This is a genomic window from Thalassospira sp. UBA1131, from assembly GCF_002311515.1.
Classification (GTDB): Bacteria; Pseudomonadota; Alphaproteobacteria; order Rhodospirillales; family Thalassospiraceae; genus Thalassospira.
Genome location: NZ_DCAO01000090.1, coordinates 18,412 through 35,351 on the forward strand (window position 1 = coordinate 18,412; position 16,940 = coordinate 35,351).

Annotated in this window: 14 protein-coding genes; 3 read left to right on the forward strand and 11 right to left on the reverse strand. The window is 55.0% G+C overall.

Annotated features, from left to right (window positions below):
- From B3Z49_RS13650 to B3Z49_RS13660, 3 genes are all read left to right on the forward strand, one after another.
- A partial coding sequence (locus tag B3Z49_RS13650; protein WP_296991832.1) for a glucan biosynthesis protein occupies positions 1-1,422 on the forward strand: 1,422 nt, incomplete at its 5' end.
- Positions 1,423-1,477: 55 nt separating this feature from the next.
- The gene (mdoH, locus tag B3Z49_RS13655; RefSeq protein WP_296991833.1) at positions 1,478-3,595 is read left to right on the forward strand and encodes a glucans biosynthesis glucosyltransferase MdoH; all 2,118 of its coding nucleotides are present in this window, start codon (positions 1,478-1,480) and stop codon (positions 3,593-3,595) included.
- A 137-nt stretch (positions 3,596-3,732) separates the two neighbouring features.
- Entirely contained in the window at positions 3,733-4,212 is a 480-nt protein-coding gene (locus B3Z49_RS13660; RefSeq protein WP_296991835.1) for a hypothetical protein, read from the forward strand.
- Between the two features lie 252 nt (positions 4,213-4,464).
- Here the strand turns inward: B3Z49_RS13660 and B3Z49_RS13665 are convergent, their stop codons facing one another.
- The 11 genes from B3Z49_RS13665 to B3Z49_RS13715 all read right to left on the reverse strand — a co-directional run bounded on the left by B3Z49_RS13665 (position 4,465) and on the right by B3Z49_RS13715 (position 16,807).
- The gene (locus B3Z49_RS13665) at positions 4,465-5,358 is read right to left on the reverse strand and encodes an SDR family oxidoreductase (RefSeq protein WP_296991837.1); all 894 of its coding nucleotides are present in this window, start codon (positions 5,356-5,358) and stop codon (positions 4,465-4,467) included.
- A 22-nt stretch (positions 5,359-5,380) separates the two neighbouring features.
- Entirely contained in the window at positions 5,381-6,187 is an 807-nt protein-coding gene (locus B3Z49_RS13670) for an enoyl-CoA hydratase/isomerase family protein (RefSeq protein WP_296991839.1), read from the reverse strand.
- A 61-nt stretch (positions 6,188-6,248) separates the two neighbouring features.
- Positions 6,249-6,779: an acyl-CoA thioesterase gene (locus B3Z49_RS13675; protein ID WP_296991841.1), complete on the reverse strand. Its 531-nt coding sequence runs from the start codon at positions 6,777-6,779 to the stop codon at positions 6,249-6,251.
- 55 nt (positions 6,780-6,834) lie between these two features.
- Positions 6,835-8,619, reverse strand: coding sequence for an acyl-CoA dehydrogenase C-terminal domain-containing protein (locus tag B3Z49_RS13680; protein ID WP_296991843.1), 1,785 nt, complete (start codon positions 8,617-8,619; stop codon positions 6,835-6,837).
- Positions 8,620-8,641: 22 nt separating this feature from the next.
- The gene (locus B3Z49_RS13685; RefSeq protein ID WP_296991846.1) at positions 8,642-10,966 is read right to left on the reverse strand and encodes a 3-hydroxyacyl-CoA dehydrogenase/enoyl-CoA hydratase family protein; all 2,325 of its coding nucleotides are present in this window, start codon (positions 10,964-10,966) and stop codon (positions 8,642-8,644) included.
- Entirely contained in the window at positions 10,966-12,102 is a 1,137-nt protein-coding gene (locus B3Z49_RS13690) for a thiolase family protein (RefSeq protein WP_296991849.1), read from the reverse strand. The genes B3Z49_RS13685 and B3Z49_RS13690 overlap by 1 nt, the downstream gene beginning before the upstream one ends.
- Positions 12,103-12,147: 45 nt before the next feature.
- A complete protein-coding gene (locus B3Z49_RS13695) occupies positions 12,148-12,552 on the reverse strand; it encodes a MerR family transcriptional regulator (protein WP_296991851.1) in 405 nt (134 codons plus the stop codon).
- A 104-nt stretch (positions 12,553-12,656) separates the two neighbouring features.
- Positions 12,657-14,348, reverse strand: a complete 1,692-nt coding sequence (locus tag B3Z49_RS13700) for a long-chain-fatty-acid--CoA ligase (RefSeq protein WP_296991854.1) — start codon at positions 14,346-14,348, stop codon at positions 12,657-12,659.
- Positions 14,349-14,443: 95 nt separating this feature from the next.
- Entirely contained in the window at positions 14,444-15,784 is a 1,341-nt protein-coding gene (locus tag B3Z49_RS13705; RefSeq protein WP_296991857.1) for an OmpP1/FadL family transporter, read from the reverse strand.
- Between the two features lie 24 nt (positions 15,785-15,808).
- On the reverse strand, positions 15,809-16,477 hold the full coding sequence (locus B3Z49_RS13710) for a DUF6134 family protein (RefSeq protein ID WP_296991860.1): 669 nt from the start codon (positions 16,475-16,477) through the stop codon (positions 15,809-15,811).
- A 33-nt stretch (positions 16,478-16,510) separates the two neighbouring features.
- On the reverse strand, positions 16,511-16,807 hold the full coding sequence (locus tag B3Z49_RS13715; protein ID WP_064787820.1) for an SCP2 sterol-binding domain-containing protein: 297 nt from the start codon (positions 16,805-16,807) through the stop codon (positions 16,511-16,513).
- Positions 16,808-16,940 lie beyond the last annotated feature (133 nt).

The following is a 16,940-nucleotide window of genomic DNA, read 5'->3' on the forward strand; positions in this document are numbered from 1 at the left end:
CTTGCGCGCAATCTGGCCAAACAGCCCTTCGTTAATCCGCATCGCGAACTGCCCGAGGCACTTTCAGCCCTGAGCGCAGAAGACTACGCACAGATCCGCTTCAAGTCACAGCGTGCCTTCTTTAATCCGGCCGAGACGGATTTCAGTCTGGAGCTGTTTCATCCGGGCACCATGTATGACGTGCCGGTAACCATCAATCTGGTGCGCGACGGTGAAGTTCAGGTCATTCCGTACTCCGCCGGACTGTTTGATTTCGGCAAGACCGGCCTGTCGGGGAATGATTTTTCGACGCAGAACTATGCCGGGTTCCGCCTGCGCTATCCGCTTTCTGATGTCACCAGCAATGATGAGCTGACCCGTTTTCTCGGCGCGTCCTATTTCCGCCTTCAGGGTCAGGGCCAGTCAATCGGTCAGATGGCGCGCGGCCTTGCCGTGGATCTTGCCGGTCCGACCGGCGAGGAAATTCCGGTCTTTCGTGAATTCTGGATTGTCGAGCCAAAGGATGGCGCAAATACCATCACGGTGTTCGCGTTGCTCGACAGTGAACGGATAACCGGTGCCTATCAGTTTGATATTACGCCCGGCAACCGGAGCCAGGCCGACATCAAGGCCCACCTGTTCTTCCGCGACGGGGTGGAGAAGATCGGCATTGCGCCGCTGAACGGCATGTTCCTGTTTGGCGAACAGCGCCGCCGGTTCTTTGATGATTATCGCGGTGAAGTCCATTCAAGCGACGGGCTTTTGATCAATAATGGACGCGGTGAATGGTTGTGGCGTCCGCTGGATAATCCCCAGCACCTGCAGATGAGCTCGTTCCTGGATGAAAACCCCATCGGGTTCGGCCTTTTGCAGCGTGACCGCAATTTCGATCACTATCAGGATCTGGAAAAACGCTTTGATCAGCAGCCGGGCTATTGGGTGACGCCGAAGGGCAAATGGGGCAAGGGCCATATCGAACTGGTCGAAATCCCAAGTCCGTCGGAAACAAACGACAATATCGTTGCCTATTGGGTGCCGGAAACCAAGCCGGCGGCCGGCGGCGAAATGCAGGTCGAATACAGTGTCACCGCGACCCGTGATGGCACAGGTTTGCACGGCATGGCGCAAGCAACCGATACCCGTATCCAGCGTTTGGCCAGCCAAGGTGATGAAGATCGGTCCGGCACGCGCTTTGTGCTGAACTTCGCCGGTGGTGATCTGGACTATTTCATCAAGGATGCCAATAACTTGCGGGCTGATATCAGCGCATCAAAGGGCGAAGTCCGTAACATTCGCATTCTGCCCGATCCGGAAAATGGTGGCGTGCGTGTGTTCTTTGACCTGGTTAATGCCGGGGATGCGACATCAAGCAATCTCAGGGTCTTCTTGTTGTATCAGAACAAGGTCCTGAGCGAGACCTGGACCATGCCGTGGGCCTTCTGATCCTGTGGGATCAAATGCCTCAATTGCCAGAAACAGATAACCCCAGAAGAGCCAGATGACAGAAGCCGCCAATACACCTGCAAAAGGGACCATACCCGCAGAGCGATCAGAGGACGCATTTTGTGATCCGACGGTCAAACTGCGCGGGCCCGGTGTCGGATCCCGGCGGATTTTCCTGTTTGGGGCATCGATTGCGGCGACTGCCTATGCGGCCTGGTTGATGACCGATGTTCTGGGCGCGGATCAGCTGACCATCATGGAAATGGTGGTTGTGGCGTTCTTTACCATCAACTTTGCCTGGATTTCGTTGTCGTTCTTTACCGGGATTGTCGGGCTGGTTTTGCGCGGTCTGAAACTTGATGCCATCACGCTCAAACGCCTGAAGCCGATTGCGCGCAAAGGTCGCCTGCGATCCAAGAATGTGGTGGTGATCCCGGTTTATAACGAAGACCCCAACCGCGTTTTTGCCGGATTGCGCGCGAGCTATGAAAGTCTCGCTGCGACCGGCGAACTTGATGCGTTTCATTTCTTTGTGCTGTCTGATACCCGCGATCCCGATATCTGGATTGCCGAGGAAATGGCATGGGCCAAGGCCTGTTCGGATCTGAATGCGCGTGGCAAGATTTTCTTCCGCCGCCGTGCAGAAAACACCGAACGCAAGTCCGGCAACCTCAAGGAATTCTGCGAGACCTATGCGGCAAATTACGATCACATGATCGTCTTTGACGCCGATAGCGTCATGTCGGGCGAGGCCATGGTCAATATGGCATATCTGATGGAAAACAATCCGGATGCCGGGATCATTCAAAGCCCGCCGCAGCCCACCGGTCGCCAGACCCTGTTTGCCCGCATCCTGCAATTCATTTCGCGCGTGCATGGCCCGACCATGTCGGCGGGTCTGTCATTCTGGTGCATGGGCAGTTCGAACTATTGGGGCCACAACGCGATCATTCGCACCAAGGCGTTTATCGAATGCTGTGGACTGCCGGTTCTGTCGGGTAAACCGCCGATGGGTGGCCATATCCTGAGTCACGATTTCGTTGAAGCCGCCTTTATGCGCAAGGCAGGCTGGCGGTGCTGGCTGATCCCGCAGCTTGAAGGCAGCTGGGAAGAGTTGCCGCCCAACCTGATTGATTTTGCCATCCGTGACCGGCGCTGGTGTCAGGGCAATATGCAGCATGCGCGCCTGATGGTTGCACCGGGTTTCAAACCGCTTAGTCGCTTGCATTTCTTTATGGGAGTGATGAGCTTTGTGTCATCGCCGCTGTGGCTTTTGCTGTTGCTAAGCTCGACGATTGCGACCCTTCAGAACACCCAGCTGACCTATAGCTTCTTCCCCGGTCAGTTCACCATGTTTCCGCAATGGCCGGTGGATCGGTCGTTTGAAATGCTGGTGCTGCTGATCTTTACCATCGGCATGCTGGTGCTGCCCAAGATCATCTCGATCCTGATGGTGTGTCTTGGCCGCGACCGCAAACAGTATGGCGGGGTGATGGTATTGGCCAGTGGCCTGCTTGAAACCCTGTATTCTGCCTTGCAGGCCCCGATCATGATGATGCTCCATTCCCAGTTCGTGTTTTCGGTCCTGACCGGTAATCAGGTGGGCTGGGACGCGCAGGAACGTGACGATGCCGGGGTACCGTTCAAGGCTGCCCTTAAAACCCATCGCACCATTATCGTGATTGGTGTGGTCTGGGGCGCGATTGCCGTCTTTGTGGATACGGCATTCTTCTGGTGGTTGTCGCCCATTCTGGCCGGTTTGGTGCTTTCGCCGTGGCTGACCCATTATTCCAGCAGCCTTGCCATCGGAAAGGCAGCGCGCCGGATGAAGCTTTTTGTTACCCCCGAAGAATATGACAGCCCGGACGAGCTTCGCGCGTTGGCACGGATCAATGCCGAAAGCGGTGAGGACGATGTCAAAGACGGTTTGTTGCGCCTGATCGAAGATCCTTATGCCAATGCGCTGCATTCGGCTTTGCTGCCGGTGCGCAAGCCGGATGCGCGTACCGCGATCGAAATCGGGATCATCTATGAAAAGCTTGCGCGGCTTGGCGTTGAAAGCCTGACGCGCGATGAAAAGCTTCTGATTCTGTCCTGGCCGGTCAAGCCGCTTGATCAGATCATGGCAGGGCGAGAGCACATAGCAGCCGAAGGTCCGAAACCTGCAAGCTAGTGGTTTGTTTTCAAAAGATTCTCGACGCCACAAAAACGCCCAGATTCGAGCAAATTATCCCGCGTTTTTTCAGCGATATTCATTCTTAACGAAGCGTTAAGTCCCGCTGATTGTTCACCGCCCGGAGGGCCAGACGAATGACTGACATGACCATTGCATCAAAGGGTTTCACCTATGCCGCGTTTGAATCGGCAGCGATGACGCGTTTGATCGAAGACACGGCACGTGCGTGGTTACGTTCATTCGGTGTCAACTCTCCGCAGGCCAGTCAGCGCATGATCAACGCCCTTCGCGATGCGCTCGCCGAAGACAGCATTGCAGCCAGTGATCGGGCCAGCATGCAGGACATCCTTGATCAGGCCGCCCATGACGCAATTGCCGGCTGGCTTGCACAGGTGACTGGCGAGCATAACTGTCATGGATCAAGCCGTTTTTCGATGCTGCGTTGTGCGTTTCTGTCAGCCAACCGTGACGGCAGCTGGTCGGAGCATTTCCTGGATGCCAAACGCGATCACCGCGACCTTGGCATGGCACTTTCGGTACAGATGATGTTGCCGACACCAGGTCTTGTTGCCTGTGAAATGCCGCGTCAGTCACTGGAACGCCGCGCTTCCTGAAGCTTATAACCACTCCTTCGCTTCACGCTTTTTCATCATATCCCTCAACGTCTAGCGTTTAATGCGAAGGCGGCACCGCCATTCTCCCCGTGGCGGTGCCTTTATGTGCGCATGCCACAAAAAAGAACCCGCCACAAAGGGCGGGTTTAGTTCAGCGGGCGAGAGAGCCCGATTTCCACTGCAGATCATCCACAGCCGTAAATCAGGCCCCTACGAGACGCCGAGGCACACACTTCCCCGGCGCCATGACGGTCAGGCTGCTTCGTGAAAGCGGCCCAGTTTCGTAAGCAGTTTTGCAACCTGCGGGTCGTTCTTGCCGTTGCGATCAAGCTCCAGGAAGAAGTCCGGATAGGGCGGTCTGCCTGGTGTCAGATTGTATTGTTCGAAATCGGTGACACCGATGGCCTCAAGCACACTTTCATCGGTAAAGAAGCCCCCGGTAATTTCGCGCGATGGCGCTGTCAGGATGGCATGCGCCGCATCGGCCAGAATTTGCGGTGTGCGTGCACGGCCCTGCTCAAGACCTGGGATCATGTTGAGCGCTGCGGTCTCAATCACCGTGACCGGCCAAAGCGAATTGACGGCCACCCCTTCATCGGCAAATTCGGCGGCCAGACCAAGCGTGATCAGGCTCATGCCGTATTTTGAAATCGTATAGGCCGTATGATTGGCAAACCACTGCGGGGACAAGTTCGGCGGTGGTGACATGGTCAGGATATGTGGGTTGTCCGATTTCAGAAGATGCGGCAGGCAGGCCTGGGCACAGGCAAAGCTCGCACGTGTATTGACCTGATGCATCAGATCAAACCGCTTCATCGGGGTTTGCAACGTTGGGGTCAGATTGATCGCGCTGGCATTGTTGATCAGGATGTCGATCCCGCCAAAGATTTTGACCGTCTTTGCGACAGCCTCAGCAATCTGGTCTTCATCGCGGATATCAGTCTTAAGGGCCAGTGCCTTGCCACCAACTTCCTCGATCTCGGCGGCGGCACTATGGATGGTGCCGGGCAGCTTCGGGTGTGGTTCATCGGTTTTGGCAATGATCGCAACATTGGCTCCATCGCGCGCCGCACGCAGGGCAATTTCCTTGCCGATGCCGCGCGATGCGCCGGTGATGAACAGTGTTTTGCCTTTAAGACTCGTCATCAAATTCTTCCCTGAATTCTTTTTATGATTTGCCAAAACGCGGCGTGCGTTTTTCCACAAAAGCAGTGACGCCCTCGCGGAAATCGGCACTTACGGTGCAATCAGCGAATGATTTGGCCTCGGCCTTCAGTTGTGTTTGCAGATCGGCCTCGGGGGCGGCATTCAGCAACGCCTTGGTGCGGGCAATCGCATCGCGCGGTCCGGCGGACAAACGGGTGGCGTATTTCGCGGTTGTGGATGCCAGCAGGTCGGCCGGGACGACCTTGTTGATCAGGCAGCAATCATGGGCTTCATCGGCCCCGAACCGATCGCCAAGCAGGGCGATTTCCTTGGCCTTTTTCATCCCGACCAACCGGGTCAGCGAATGGGTTGCACCACCATCGGGCGAGGTGCCTATATGGATATAGGCCAGGGTGAAAACGGTTTCCTCAGCCGCGATTGCAAGGTCGCAGGCATTCATCAGGCTTACACCAAATCCGGCGACAGCCCCTTCAAGCTTGGCGATTACCGGGCGGGGCAGGGCATTGATGCGTAAAACAATTTCGTGAACACGATCAATCAATGCCTCGATCTGGGAACGGCCATTTTCGACCAGGTCTTTTGATACCTGATGGAAAAACTTCACATCACCGCCAGCCATGAACGTGCCGCCCGATCCTTCGATGATGACGGCTCCGATATCGGGAAGGTTGGCTTCGATCTTGTCCATGGCAGCTGCCAAGCCACTGACCATCGCCTGATCAAGGGCGTTCATGCGATCCGGGCGGTTCAGCGTAATCGTTGCGACCGCATCAGTGATGTTGAGCAATACGGCGTCATCGGATGCCATGGTGTTTCCTCCTGCGCGGTGTTTTCCGCGATTGTCCCGGTTATCCGGTTGTTGGTGTGTGTTAAATCGCCAGTTGTGCTTCGATCGCGGTTTCCATATCGGGCCACCCAGAAAGCCAGTCGGGCATTGAAGGGGACGTCTCATCTGCGCCGACCATCCGACAGACTTCCTCAGGCGCAACAATGCCATCCGGGCCGACGAAAACCGCCTTTACCACGCCAAGGGCCAGCGTCTTTCCTTTGGCCACAAAGCGTTGCTCGAGATAGAAGCCCTTTTCATCCCAATACAAAGCCTGCGTTTCGAGTGCGAATTTCTGAAACGGTTTGATCGCGCGTTTGAACCGCATGGTCGATCCGGACACCACCGGCTGCCATTTGCGTTTCAGCATCTGCCTGGCAATACCATTGCGCATGATCAGTTCGGTTCGGCCCAGATCCATTAGCGCGAAATAGCGTGAATTGGTCATGTGCACATTGATATCAATATCCAGCGGCCATGCCCGGAAATGCAGGGTCGATGGATCAAGCGGGTGCAGGCGGGGCCGCAACAAGGACAGGATCACGACGCGGATCAGTCGGAAAATCAGGTTCACGACAAGGCTCCGTATCCGGGTGGCGGGTCTTTATGCATGCGGCCCACAGCCATGATCAGAACAGCTCCTCGTCCAGTTCCATCATCGTCGAAGATCCCGACATGATCTGGCTGAACAGGGCACCTGATTGCGGAAGAACACGTTCCATATAGAACTTGGCCGTGATCAGCTTGCCCTTATAGAACCCGTCTTCGTCATCACCCTGTTTGGCGAGTGCGATTTCCGCCATCCGGGCCCACATGAAGCCGACGGCAACCAGACCAAACAGACGCAGGAATTCGGTCGCAGCAGCACCCGCTTCATCGGGGTTTTTCATGCCCCGCTGAGCAAGTTCGCCGGTGGCCTGTTGCAGGCGCATGAAGGCCTTGGCAAGCGGCTGGACATATTCGCCAAGCTCGCCATTCGAAACATTGGCTTCGATATATTCCTGCACGGGATGGAAGAAACGACGCAGATAACGCCCGGCTTTGCTCGGCATTTTACGGCCAACAAGATCAAGTGCCTGAATGCCGTTGGTGCCTTCGTAAATCTGGGCGATACGGGCATCACGAACATACTGCTCCATACCCCATTCACGGATATAGCCGTGCCCGCCAAAGACCTGAACACCAAGGTTGGTGTTGTCAAAGCCCCAGTCGGTGAACAGAGCCTTGACGATCGGGGTCATCAGTTGAACAAACTCGTCGGCCTCTTCGCGTTTGACCGGATCTTCGTGATGTTTGGCGGTATCAAGCGCGCGTGCCACCCACATGCCCATCGCCCGGCAACCTTCATTGGTCGCCTTTGCGGTCAGCAACATGCGCCGCACATCGGGATGCACGATGATGGAATCTGCGGGCTGGTTGGGGGATTTTGCACCGGTCAGGGCGCGGCCCTGCAGGCGATCCTTGGCATAGGCACGCGCACCCTGATAGGCTGCTTCGCCAAGGCCAAGACCCTGAATGCCAACCGAAAGGCGTTCCTGGTTCATCATGGTGAACATGGCGGGCATGCCCTGATGGGGTTCACCGACCAGATAACCAACCGCGCCATCAAAGTTCATGACACAGGTCGAAGATGCCTTGATGCCCATCTTGTGTTCTATGGAACCGCATTTGACCGCGTTGCGATCGCCAAGTGATCCGTCATCCCCGACCATGAATTTTGGCACAAGGAAAAGCGAAATGCCCTTGGTGCCGCTTGGGGCGTCAGGCAGTTTGGCCAGAACCAGATGGATGATGTTTTCCGTCAGGTCGTGTTCCCCGGCGGAGATAAAGATCTTGGTACCGGAAATCGCATAGGACCCGTCATCAAGCGGCTCTGCCTTGGTCTTGATGATGCCAAGATCGGTACCACAATGCGGTTCGGTCAGGCACATGGTCCCTGACCACGTACCATCGACCATCTTGGGCAGGTATTTGTCTTTGAGTTCGTCCGATGCGTGGCTGTGAAGGGCGGCATAGGCGCCAAAAGAAAGACCCGGATACATGCCAAAGGACAGGTTGGTCGAACAAATCATTTCCTCGACCAGGGCATTGATGGATTTCGGCGCGCCCTGACCGCCATATTTCGGGTCACAGGCAATCCCGGTCCAGCCACCTTCGGCGAAGGTCTGATAAGCTTCCTTGAAGCCCTTGGGGGTTGTGACGACGCCGTCATCCCAAGCGCAGCCTTCCTCGTCGCCCGAACGGTTGATCGGGAACAGGACTTCTTCGCAGACTTTGGCGGCTTCTTCGAGAACCGCATCGACCACATCGGGGGTAAAATCCTCGCAACCGGGCATCTGATTGATATCGTTGAAATCAAACAGCTCGGTCAGGACGAAGCGCATGTCGCGCAGGGGTGCTTTATATTCAGCCATTTTACTTTTCCTCCCGGACCGGTCAGTTGCGCAGCGGCTTGCCGGTTAGCAGCATATGCTCAACCCGGGCCATGGTGCCTTCATTGCGGACCAGACGCATGAAGCCTTCGCGTTCCAGTTCAAGAATATCGTCTTCGGAAAGTTCCTCGGTCACGTCGGTGTCACCACCGGCCAGAACCTTTGCCAATTCACCGGCGACCACGCGGTCATAATCGGTGGCCTTGCCAAGGCGATGGAAACCATCGACCGCCATTTCAAAGGCAACCCGCGCCGCTTCGCCCGGCAGGCGATAGGTGAATTCTTCGGGGGCTTCGTAACCATCAACCATCGACAGTGCGCGTTCCTTGGCATCGGCCAGCAAACGGTTGCGGTTCATGGTGATGCCGTCAGTTTCGCGGAAGAACAGGTTTTCCTTGGCCTCCATCGCCGATTTGGCGACGGTCGCGACCGAGATGATCTCAAACGCCTTGGCACTCGGAGCCATCGGGCCTTTGACGAATTTGGGATTTTCCGCCCAGCGACGGATCATTTCCTTGCACCCGCCCCAGGCCGGGATCAGCCCCACACCGGGCTCAACCAGCCCGATATAGGTTTCCCCGTGCGCCTGAACCGAATCACAATGAAGTAAGACTTCACACCCGCCACCAAGGGCAAGGCCGCTTGGCGCGCCAACGACCGGGAACGGCGAGTATTTAAGCGCCTTGTAGGTTTCCTGACCGGTTTCAACGAGGTTTTCAATTTCCGGCCATGCGGCGATATTGGCGGCAAACAGTGCCAGACCGAGGTTTGCCCCGGCTGAGAAGTTGCTTGCTTCGTTATAGATAACCATCGCCTTGAACTGCTTTTTCACAGTTCGGATCGATGTCTTGATCGCGCCAAGCACATCGGCATCAAGCGCATTCATCTTGGTATGGAATTCAAGGCAGGCAACGCCATCACCGATATCCCAAAGCGATGCGGCGCGGTTGCCGGCAAACCGTTCGGATTTGCGTTTGATATCTTCAAGCAGGATGACGCCATCCGGGCGGGTGACCTTGGCATAGTTGCCATCAAAGCCAAGGTAATACAGATCACCGTCTTCGACCTTGTAGAACGACTTGCCTGCGGCCTTTTTCAGCAATGCCGGGACTTCAACGCCGTCTTCTTCGAGCATCGAAATCAGGGCATCGACGCCAATGGCATCAATCAGTTCAAACGGTCCGGTTTTCCAAGCATAACCAAGCTTCATCGCATCATCGACATCGACAATGGAATTTGCAGCGACTTCGGCAATATAGGCCGCATAGGCCAGCGTCTTGCCCATGACAGCGCGGCCATATTGGCCACCCTTGTCAGAGGCTTCCATCATCTTGCGCGGATCTTTGCCTGCGGCGCGGACACTGCCCAAACGCGCCTTTTCGGATTTGGCAAACTCACCGGTTTGCAGATCAACCGATTCCTTGACCTTCTCACCGCCTTCACGGTTCAGGCGATAGAAACCACCCTTGCCCTTGCGGCCGGTATAGCCATCGGCAATCAGTTTGTTGACCAACTCGCTTTCGCGATAGATCGCATGGAACGGATCGGATTTGTCGAGAAGGCCCGCCATGCTTGATTGCACATGGGGCATCAGATCAAGACCAACCAGATCCATCAGGCCAAAGACGCCGGTTTTGGGGATGCCAAACGGACGGCCAATGACGCTGTCGGCTTCTTCGACCGTCAGTTTGCGGTCCATGGCCTCAATCATGGCGGCTTGAATCCAGTAGACACCCAGACGGTTGGCGATAAAGCCCGGTTCGTCATGACAGGTGACACAGGTCTTGCCCAGTTTGCGATCAGCAAAATCGGCAACCGCATCAATCACACCATCGCGGGTGACACCCGATCCAACCAGCTCCAGCAGGCGCATATAGCGCGGCGGGTTGAAGAAGTGGGTAATGATGAAGTCCTGTGCGAAGCTATCATCCATCCCGTCAATCAGGGTGGCGAGCGGAATGGTCGATGTGTTTGATGACACCACCGATCCCTTGGCACGGACCGCATCAATCTTGCGATACAGATCCTGCTTGATATCAAGGCGTTCAATGACGGCCTCGATCACCCAGTCACATTTGGCGATCTTATCAAGGTCATCCTCGATATTGCCACACGTAATAAACTTGGCGACCCGTTTGGACATGAACGGAGCCGGGTCAGTTTTCAGCATCTTGGCAACCGCGCCCTCGGCAACCGCATTACGGTTTTTCGCACCTTCGGGCACGATATCAAGCAGCAGGACGGGTGTCCCGGAGTTGGCGATATGGGCAGCGATCCCCGCCCCCATAACACCGGCGCCAATAACGGCGACCTGTTTAATGGTGGTCATTACATCGCCTCCAGAATGGTCGCGATCCCCTGACCCCCGCCAATGCACTGGGATGCCAGCGCATATTTGCCGCCATCACGTTTGAGGATTGCAGCGGCCTTGCCAACGATACGCGCACCGGTCGCGCCAAGCGGGTGACCGATTGCCAATGCGCCACCATCGATATTGACCTTGGCCCCATCCAGACCAAGTTCGGAAATGCTTGCCATGGCCTGGGACGAGAAGGCCTCGTTAAGTTCGGTGACATCAATATCGGCCGAGGTCAGACCCGCCCGCGAAAGCGCCTTTTTCGATGCGCCAATCGGGCCAATGCCCATGATTTCCGGAAGACAGCCATCAACTGCAACCGACTTGATACGTGCAATCGGTGTCAGGCCGTTTTTGGCGGCATAGTCTTCGGAACAGACCAGAACAGCCGACGCACCATCGGTCAGCGGGGAAGAGGTGCCCGCGGTAACAACTCCGTCTGCCTTAAAGGCTGGTTTGAGGTCGGCCAATCCTTCGGCGGTTGTTTCTGCGCGGATGCAGCCATCCTCAGACACGACGCCATCCTTGGTCTGGATTGGGATGATTTCATCCGTGAATTTGCCAGCCGCTTGTGCTGCTGCGGCACGTTTGTGACTTTCAACTGCAAAGGCTTCCTGATCGGCACGGGTCAGGCTGTATTTGGCGGCAACATTTTCGGCCGTATCGCCCATGCCCATATAGGCTTCGGGCATGGCTTTATAAAGCTCCGGGTTGGGCAGGGGGTTAAAGCCCATCATCGGAACCCGGGTCATGCTTTCGACACCGGCACAGATAAAGACATCGCCAGCCCCAATCGCAATTGCGCCAGCCGCCTGATGGATCGACTGCATGGACGATCCGCAGAAACGGTTGACCGTCACGCCACCAACAGAACGCGGCAGACCGGCGATAAAGGTGATCAGGCGGGCAACGTTCAAGCCCTGTTCGCCTTCCGGGAAGGCGCAGCCAAGGATCAGGTCCTCGATCGCGTTGGGATCAATGCCGGTCTTTTCGACCAGACCTTTGACGACCTGTGCCGCAAGGTCGTCTGCGCGGACCTTTGCAAGGGCCCCTTTGCGGGCCGGGGTAAAGGGCGACCGGACATATCCGGCAATTACGGCGTTGGTCATGGCTTTGTCTTCCTTCCTGAGCTGTCCTCTGATCCGGGCAACTTATTACGATACCGGATCGAGTCCCTTTTCTTTAAGTGCATCAACCGATTGCTGTTCGATATCACGCAGTTCATCCAAAGTGACGTCCAGTGCCTGACGCTGTTCTTCCAGGTCAGTAATCCGTTCCCGAACGCGTTCCAGCAGCATTTTGATTTGCTCTGCCTGGGTTGGGTCTGCGCCGTAAAGATCAAGGTAGTCCGCGATCTCTCTTAAGCTGAAGCCCAGTCGCTTGCCCCGCAAAATGAGGAGCAGTTTGGCGCGATCCTGTCGGGTATAGACCCGGGTGGTGCCGGCACGTTGCGGGTTCAAAAGCCCCTTTTGCTCGTAAAACCGGATGGTGCGCGGCGTGATGCCAAGATCGTCGGCCAGTTCGGGAACGGTATAAAACCGTTCGTCAACTTTTGTCATTGTTCGCCCCTTATGGTATCTATTTTTCAGTATACGTCAATTAGTTTACGTTAACGTCACTTAAGTTTTTTCAGTGTGTGTATCGTGACGCCAACGCATTGCAACTAAACCGTATTTCTTTCCCTCTTTTGTCGTTCTTCCTCGACCAATTCCTTTTTCGACAGTTTGCCGACCATGGTTTTGGGAAGTTCTTCGCGAATTTCGATTTCGCGCGGCATTTCGATTCTTGAAATCTTGTCATCCAGAAATGCCCGCAGATCTTCGGCGGTCACATCGGTGACACCGTCTTTCAGGCGAACAAACGCCTTTGGCGCCTGACCACGATATTGATCGGGGATCCCGATGCAAGTGACCTCGGCAACCTTGTCATGCAGATAAAGTGCCTCTTCGATGGCACGCGGATAAACGTTGTAGCCGCTGCACAGGATGACGTCCTTCAGGCGATCAACCAGGAAGGTGTAGCCATCCTCATCCTGATAACCGACATCACCGGTCCGCAACCAACCATCGACAAATGTCTCGTTGGTGGCCGTTTCGTTTTGCCAGTAGCAAGGCATGACTTGCGGGCCGCGAATACAGACCTCACCCTTTTCGCCGAGCGCTACGACCGTATCAGGCCGATCCAGCGACCTGATTTCGATCTCGGTCCCGGGCAACGGTCGCCCGATCGAGCCTTCCTTGTTCTCACCCTTAAGCGGGTTGCAAGTACAGACCGGGCTGGCTTCTGACAGGCCATATCCTTCAACCACCTTGGAGCCGGTAATCTCCTCGAACCGGTGTTTGACTTCGACCGGCAGCGGCGCACCGCCCGAAATGCAGCAACGGATGTGTGAGAGGTCGTATTTGAGTGTTTCCGGCGAATTGTTGATCGCCGTATAGATCGTCGGAACACCCGGGAAGATGGTGGCCTTTTTTTTGTCCAGCGCCTTGATCAGGGAACCCAACTCAAAGCGGGGCTGCAACACCATTTCCGCCCCGAGATTAACCGAAGTGTTAAGCGCAACTGTCATGGCAAAGACATGGAAGAACGGCAAAACACACAGGGTCACTTCGTGGCCCGGTTTGGCGTCTGGCATCCAGCGGGTCAGCTGATCAACGTTTGCACTCAGATTTGCATGGGTCAGCATCGCACCCTTTGGGCGCCCGGTTGTGCCGCCGGTATATTGCAGAACCGCCAGATCGTTCACATCGATATCCACCACGCGATCAATCGGTTTGCATCCGATGACCCGTGAATAGGGGATGTGACGCAAATCCGTTGGCACGTCGGCCAGTTCGCTGCGCTTGAACAGCGAAAACAGAACGCTTTTAACCGGCGGCAAGATGCCGCTCATTTCGCAGACCACGATCCGCTTGAGGCAGGTTTCATCAAGGCATGCTGCCACCTTGGGATAGATCTGTTTGAGGTTCAGCGTCACCATCAGGCGACAGCCTGAATCTTCGATCTGATAGGCGATCTCGCGCTTGGCATAGAGCGGATTGAAATTCACAACCACACCGCCACATTTCAGGATCGCGTAATAGCAAACCACGTAATAGGGCGTATTGGGCAGGCACAGCCCGACCTTGTCACCCTTGCGCACGCCAAGCTGTTTGAAGCCTTCGGCAGCACGGTCGATTTGCTCGGAAATGGTCTTGTAATCATAGACCCGACCGAGGAAATCCAGACAGGGGCGCAACGGAAACCGTGCCGCCGCTTTGTCGAAAATCTCATGAACCGGGCAGGTTCTTACCGGCGAGCTGATATCAACGCCATCGCGCAGGATCGGGGATTCTTGGACGTTTACTTTGTTCACTTGCGTTAACTCCATTACGTTAACGTCACTTTGCGGGCAAAAAAGGGAGCCCGATGCGGTGCGCCAAAGCACCCCGCACCGGACAGTATAGCAAATCAGAACTTGAATTTCGCCTGCAACGCGATGATGTCGACCTTGGCTTCGTAGTCGGCTGCAAAGTTGCCGAGCGATGACGACGCGTGATCTACCCGTGCCTCATCAGCAAAGATGTGCGTGTAACCCAATGTCACATCCGCCCAGTCGGCCGCCTTATATGTTGCACCAAGTGATACCCAGTAGCGGTTGGAATCTGGCAGACGAACGTTACGGTTCCGGGTTTTGATCGGGGTTTCGTCATAGGCCACGCCACCGGTGAAGGACCAGTTTTCATCATATTGATAGCGCGCACCAAGTGCACCAAACCATGATGAGCCCCAGTGGTAGTTTTCCGTTGTGCTACTACTTGTAGCAAGGTTGCTGTTGATCAGACCATCGTAGTTAAATACTAGATCTTTGACGGAGTTCCAGTTTGTCCATTGGAGATCCCCCATCACGGTCCACTGATCATTGAAATCGTGAGACGCGCCAAATGCAATGGCTTCAGGTGTTGTGATCTTCGCGGTAGCTTTCCGATCAGTATACGGCGTTGCCAGTCCTTTGGCGGCGCTATCAAACGTGATGTCACCTTCAAGCTTGTGTTTGACTTCGGAGTTATAGGATAGCCCAAAGCGCGTATCTTCGGTCATTTCCCAATTCAGGCCCGCGGTCCAGCCATATCCGACGTCGTCGCCCTCAACAGTAGAGTTGCCCTCGGCAACAGGTCCGCCAAGTGCGGGCACTGCTTTGCTCAAAGAGGCTTCGAAATGTTGTACCTGTGGTCCTGCCCCAATGCTTAGGCCGTTGTCAAATCGGTATGCAATGACGGGTTTGATGTTGACGGTCTTGATTTTCGACGTGGTACCAAAGAAGCGACCAGCAAAATCTGAGTCGTTGTCTGTAACAAGGCCCCAAGGTGCCGTGATCGAAACACCAAAATTGATGTTTTCTTTCAGCTTCCATACTGCATGCGCATTTGGTACGGCGGCATCTTGCGCCATATCTTTATAGTCGCCACCAGTTTGGGTAATAGAGGTTAAACTGCTGCTTGTTGCAGCTATATTGGTTGCCTTCGCCACAGGCCGAATGACCGTAATACCTGCGCTATAGCTGGTTTCTTTATACTGACCAACGGTACCAGGGTTGTAGGACATCGTCGATGCGTCGGTTGACAGTGTGGTCATACCGGCAAAGCTTGAACCCTGCAGGGTACCGCTGGTTTCGCGGACCTGAAAACCTGACGCTTGCGCGGTGCCGACACTGGCAAGCGCGCATAGAAGTGCAGTACCCGAAGCTGCACCCCAAAGGCAGCTCTTCTTGAAGTAGGACATCTGTTTCTCCCTAATCTTTAAACGTTTCAAATCTTTGATTTAAAACGCCCGCTTTTATTGCTGAGGGTTTATCGCATCGACCCTGATGAAATCGATGTCGTAACCCTTCCTTTTAAAACTCGTTTTGAGCAGTTTTCCGTCGGTGCCGTACCAGAGGTGCCGTTCGACATCGCCAGACATTTCGTAATGGACTGCCGGTGTTTCCCGGCTTTCGACCATGACGCTTTCTTCGCCAACCCTTTGAGTGTGCACAGTGTAGGGTTCGGCATTGATGACACTTAAGAGATCGGTTTTACCTGTGACATTCTCGTGCCACAGGGTTAGCGGCCAGGCTGCATCACAGGCGTCGCGTTTCCCGACACCTTTGCCCGCCAGCGCATAACAATCTTCGTCATAGCTGGCCCGCCAAGTGTAGTGTGTGCCGTCATCATTGGTGGTGGTTTCGACCGATATCAGCTTTCCGTCCTGCCAATGTTCTGTGCGCTGATGGTCGTAATGGAATTTCAAAAACAAAACCCGCACATCGGTCAGGGTATTGACCGTGACGGTTTGACCGGTCGCTGTTGGTTTAATTTCGACGGTTTCATAACCGACCGGCTCCCCGTCCTTGAGGACACGGAAATTGAGCGTTTCCGATCCGGATGCCAGCGACGCGGTGGCATATTGAATCGTAAAGCCGGCAATCAGCGCCGATATGCTGCCTTTTGCGATGCGACTGCGCATGTTTCCCTCGTCAAACAGACCATACCGACAAAGCTAGTCGAGCATCGATGACAGCTTTGCTGCCACACCCATGGAGCCCTTGATCTTCAGTTTGCCCATGGTAAAGGCAAGCATCGGGTCAAGCTTTCCGGCGATCAGCTTTTCGAGGTTGGCTTTCTTGATCTTGAGAATGCAATCGGCATCGGACGGATCATCATCACTGATTTCCGGCTCATCGCCGGTGGCATCAATCACGATATGTCCATCATCGCCACAATCGAAGGCGACGACAGCATTGAGACCGCGCAGTTGCGGCAGTTTTTCTTTTACGGTTTCGAGGATGTCATCCACGAACGCCTCCCTCAGTCAGCAGGTATTTTTGTTTTGATTATGACAGGACTGTAACCCAAAGTGACGTTAACGTAAAACAAATAACGGTTGCGAGAGTGTAGCCACCTATAAGACATTGAATTGAAATAATTTA

Coding starts and splice junctions, on each gene's coding strand:
- mdoH (WP_296991833.1), top strand. CDS start 1,478: ATGACAGAAGCCGCCAATACACCTGCAAAAGGGACCATACCCGCAGAG.
- B3Z49_RS13660 (WP_296991835.1), top strand. CDS start 3,733: ATGACTGACATGACCATTGCATCAAAGGGTTTCACCTATGCCGCGTTT.
- B3Z49_RS13665 (WP_296991837.1), bottom strand. CDS start 5,358: ATGACGAGTCTTAAAGGCAAAACACTGTTCATCACCGGCGCATCGCGC.
- B3Z49_RS13670 (WP_296991839.1), bottom strand. CDS start 6,187: ATGGCATCCGATGACGCCGTATTGCTCAACATCACTGATGCGGTCGCA.
- B3Z49_RS13680 (WP_296991843.1), bottom strand. CDS start 8,619: ATGGCTGAATATAAAGCACCCCTGCGCGACATGCGCTTCGTCCTGACC.
- B3Z49_RS13685 (WP_296991846.1), bottom strand. CDS start 10,966: ATGACCACCATTAAACAGGTCGCCGTTATTGGCGCCGGTGTTATGGGG.
- B3Z49_RS13690 (WP_296991849.1), bottom strand. CDS start 12,102: ATGACCAACGCCGTAATTGCCGGATATGTCCGGTCGCCCTTTACCCCG.
- B3Z49_RS13695 (WP_296991851.1), bottom strand. CDS start 12,552: ATGACAAAAGTTGACGAACGGTTTTATACCGTTCCCGAACTGGCCGAC.
- B3Z49_RS13710 (WP_296991860.1), bottom strand. CDS start 16,477: ATGCGCAGTCGCATCGCAAAAGGCAGCATATCGGCGCTGATTGCCGGC.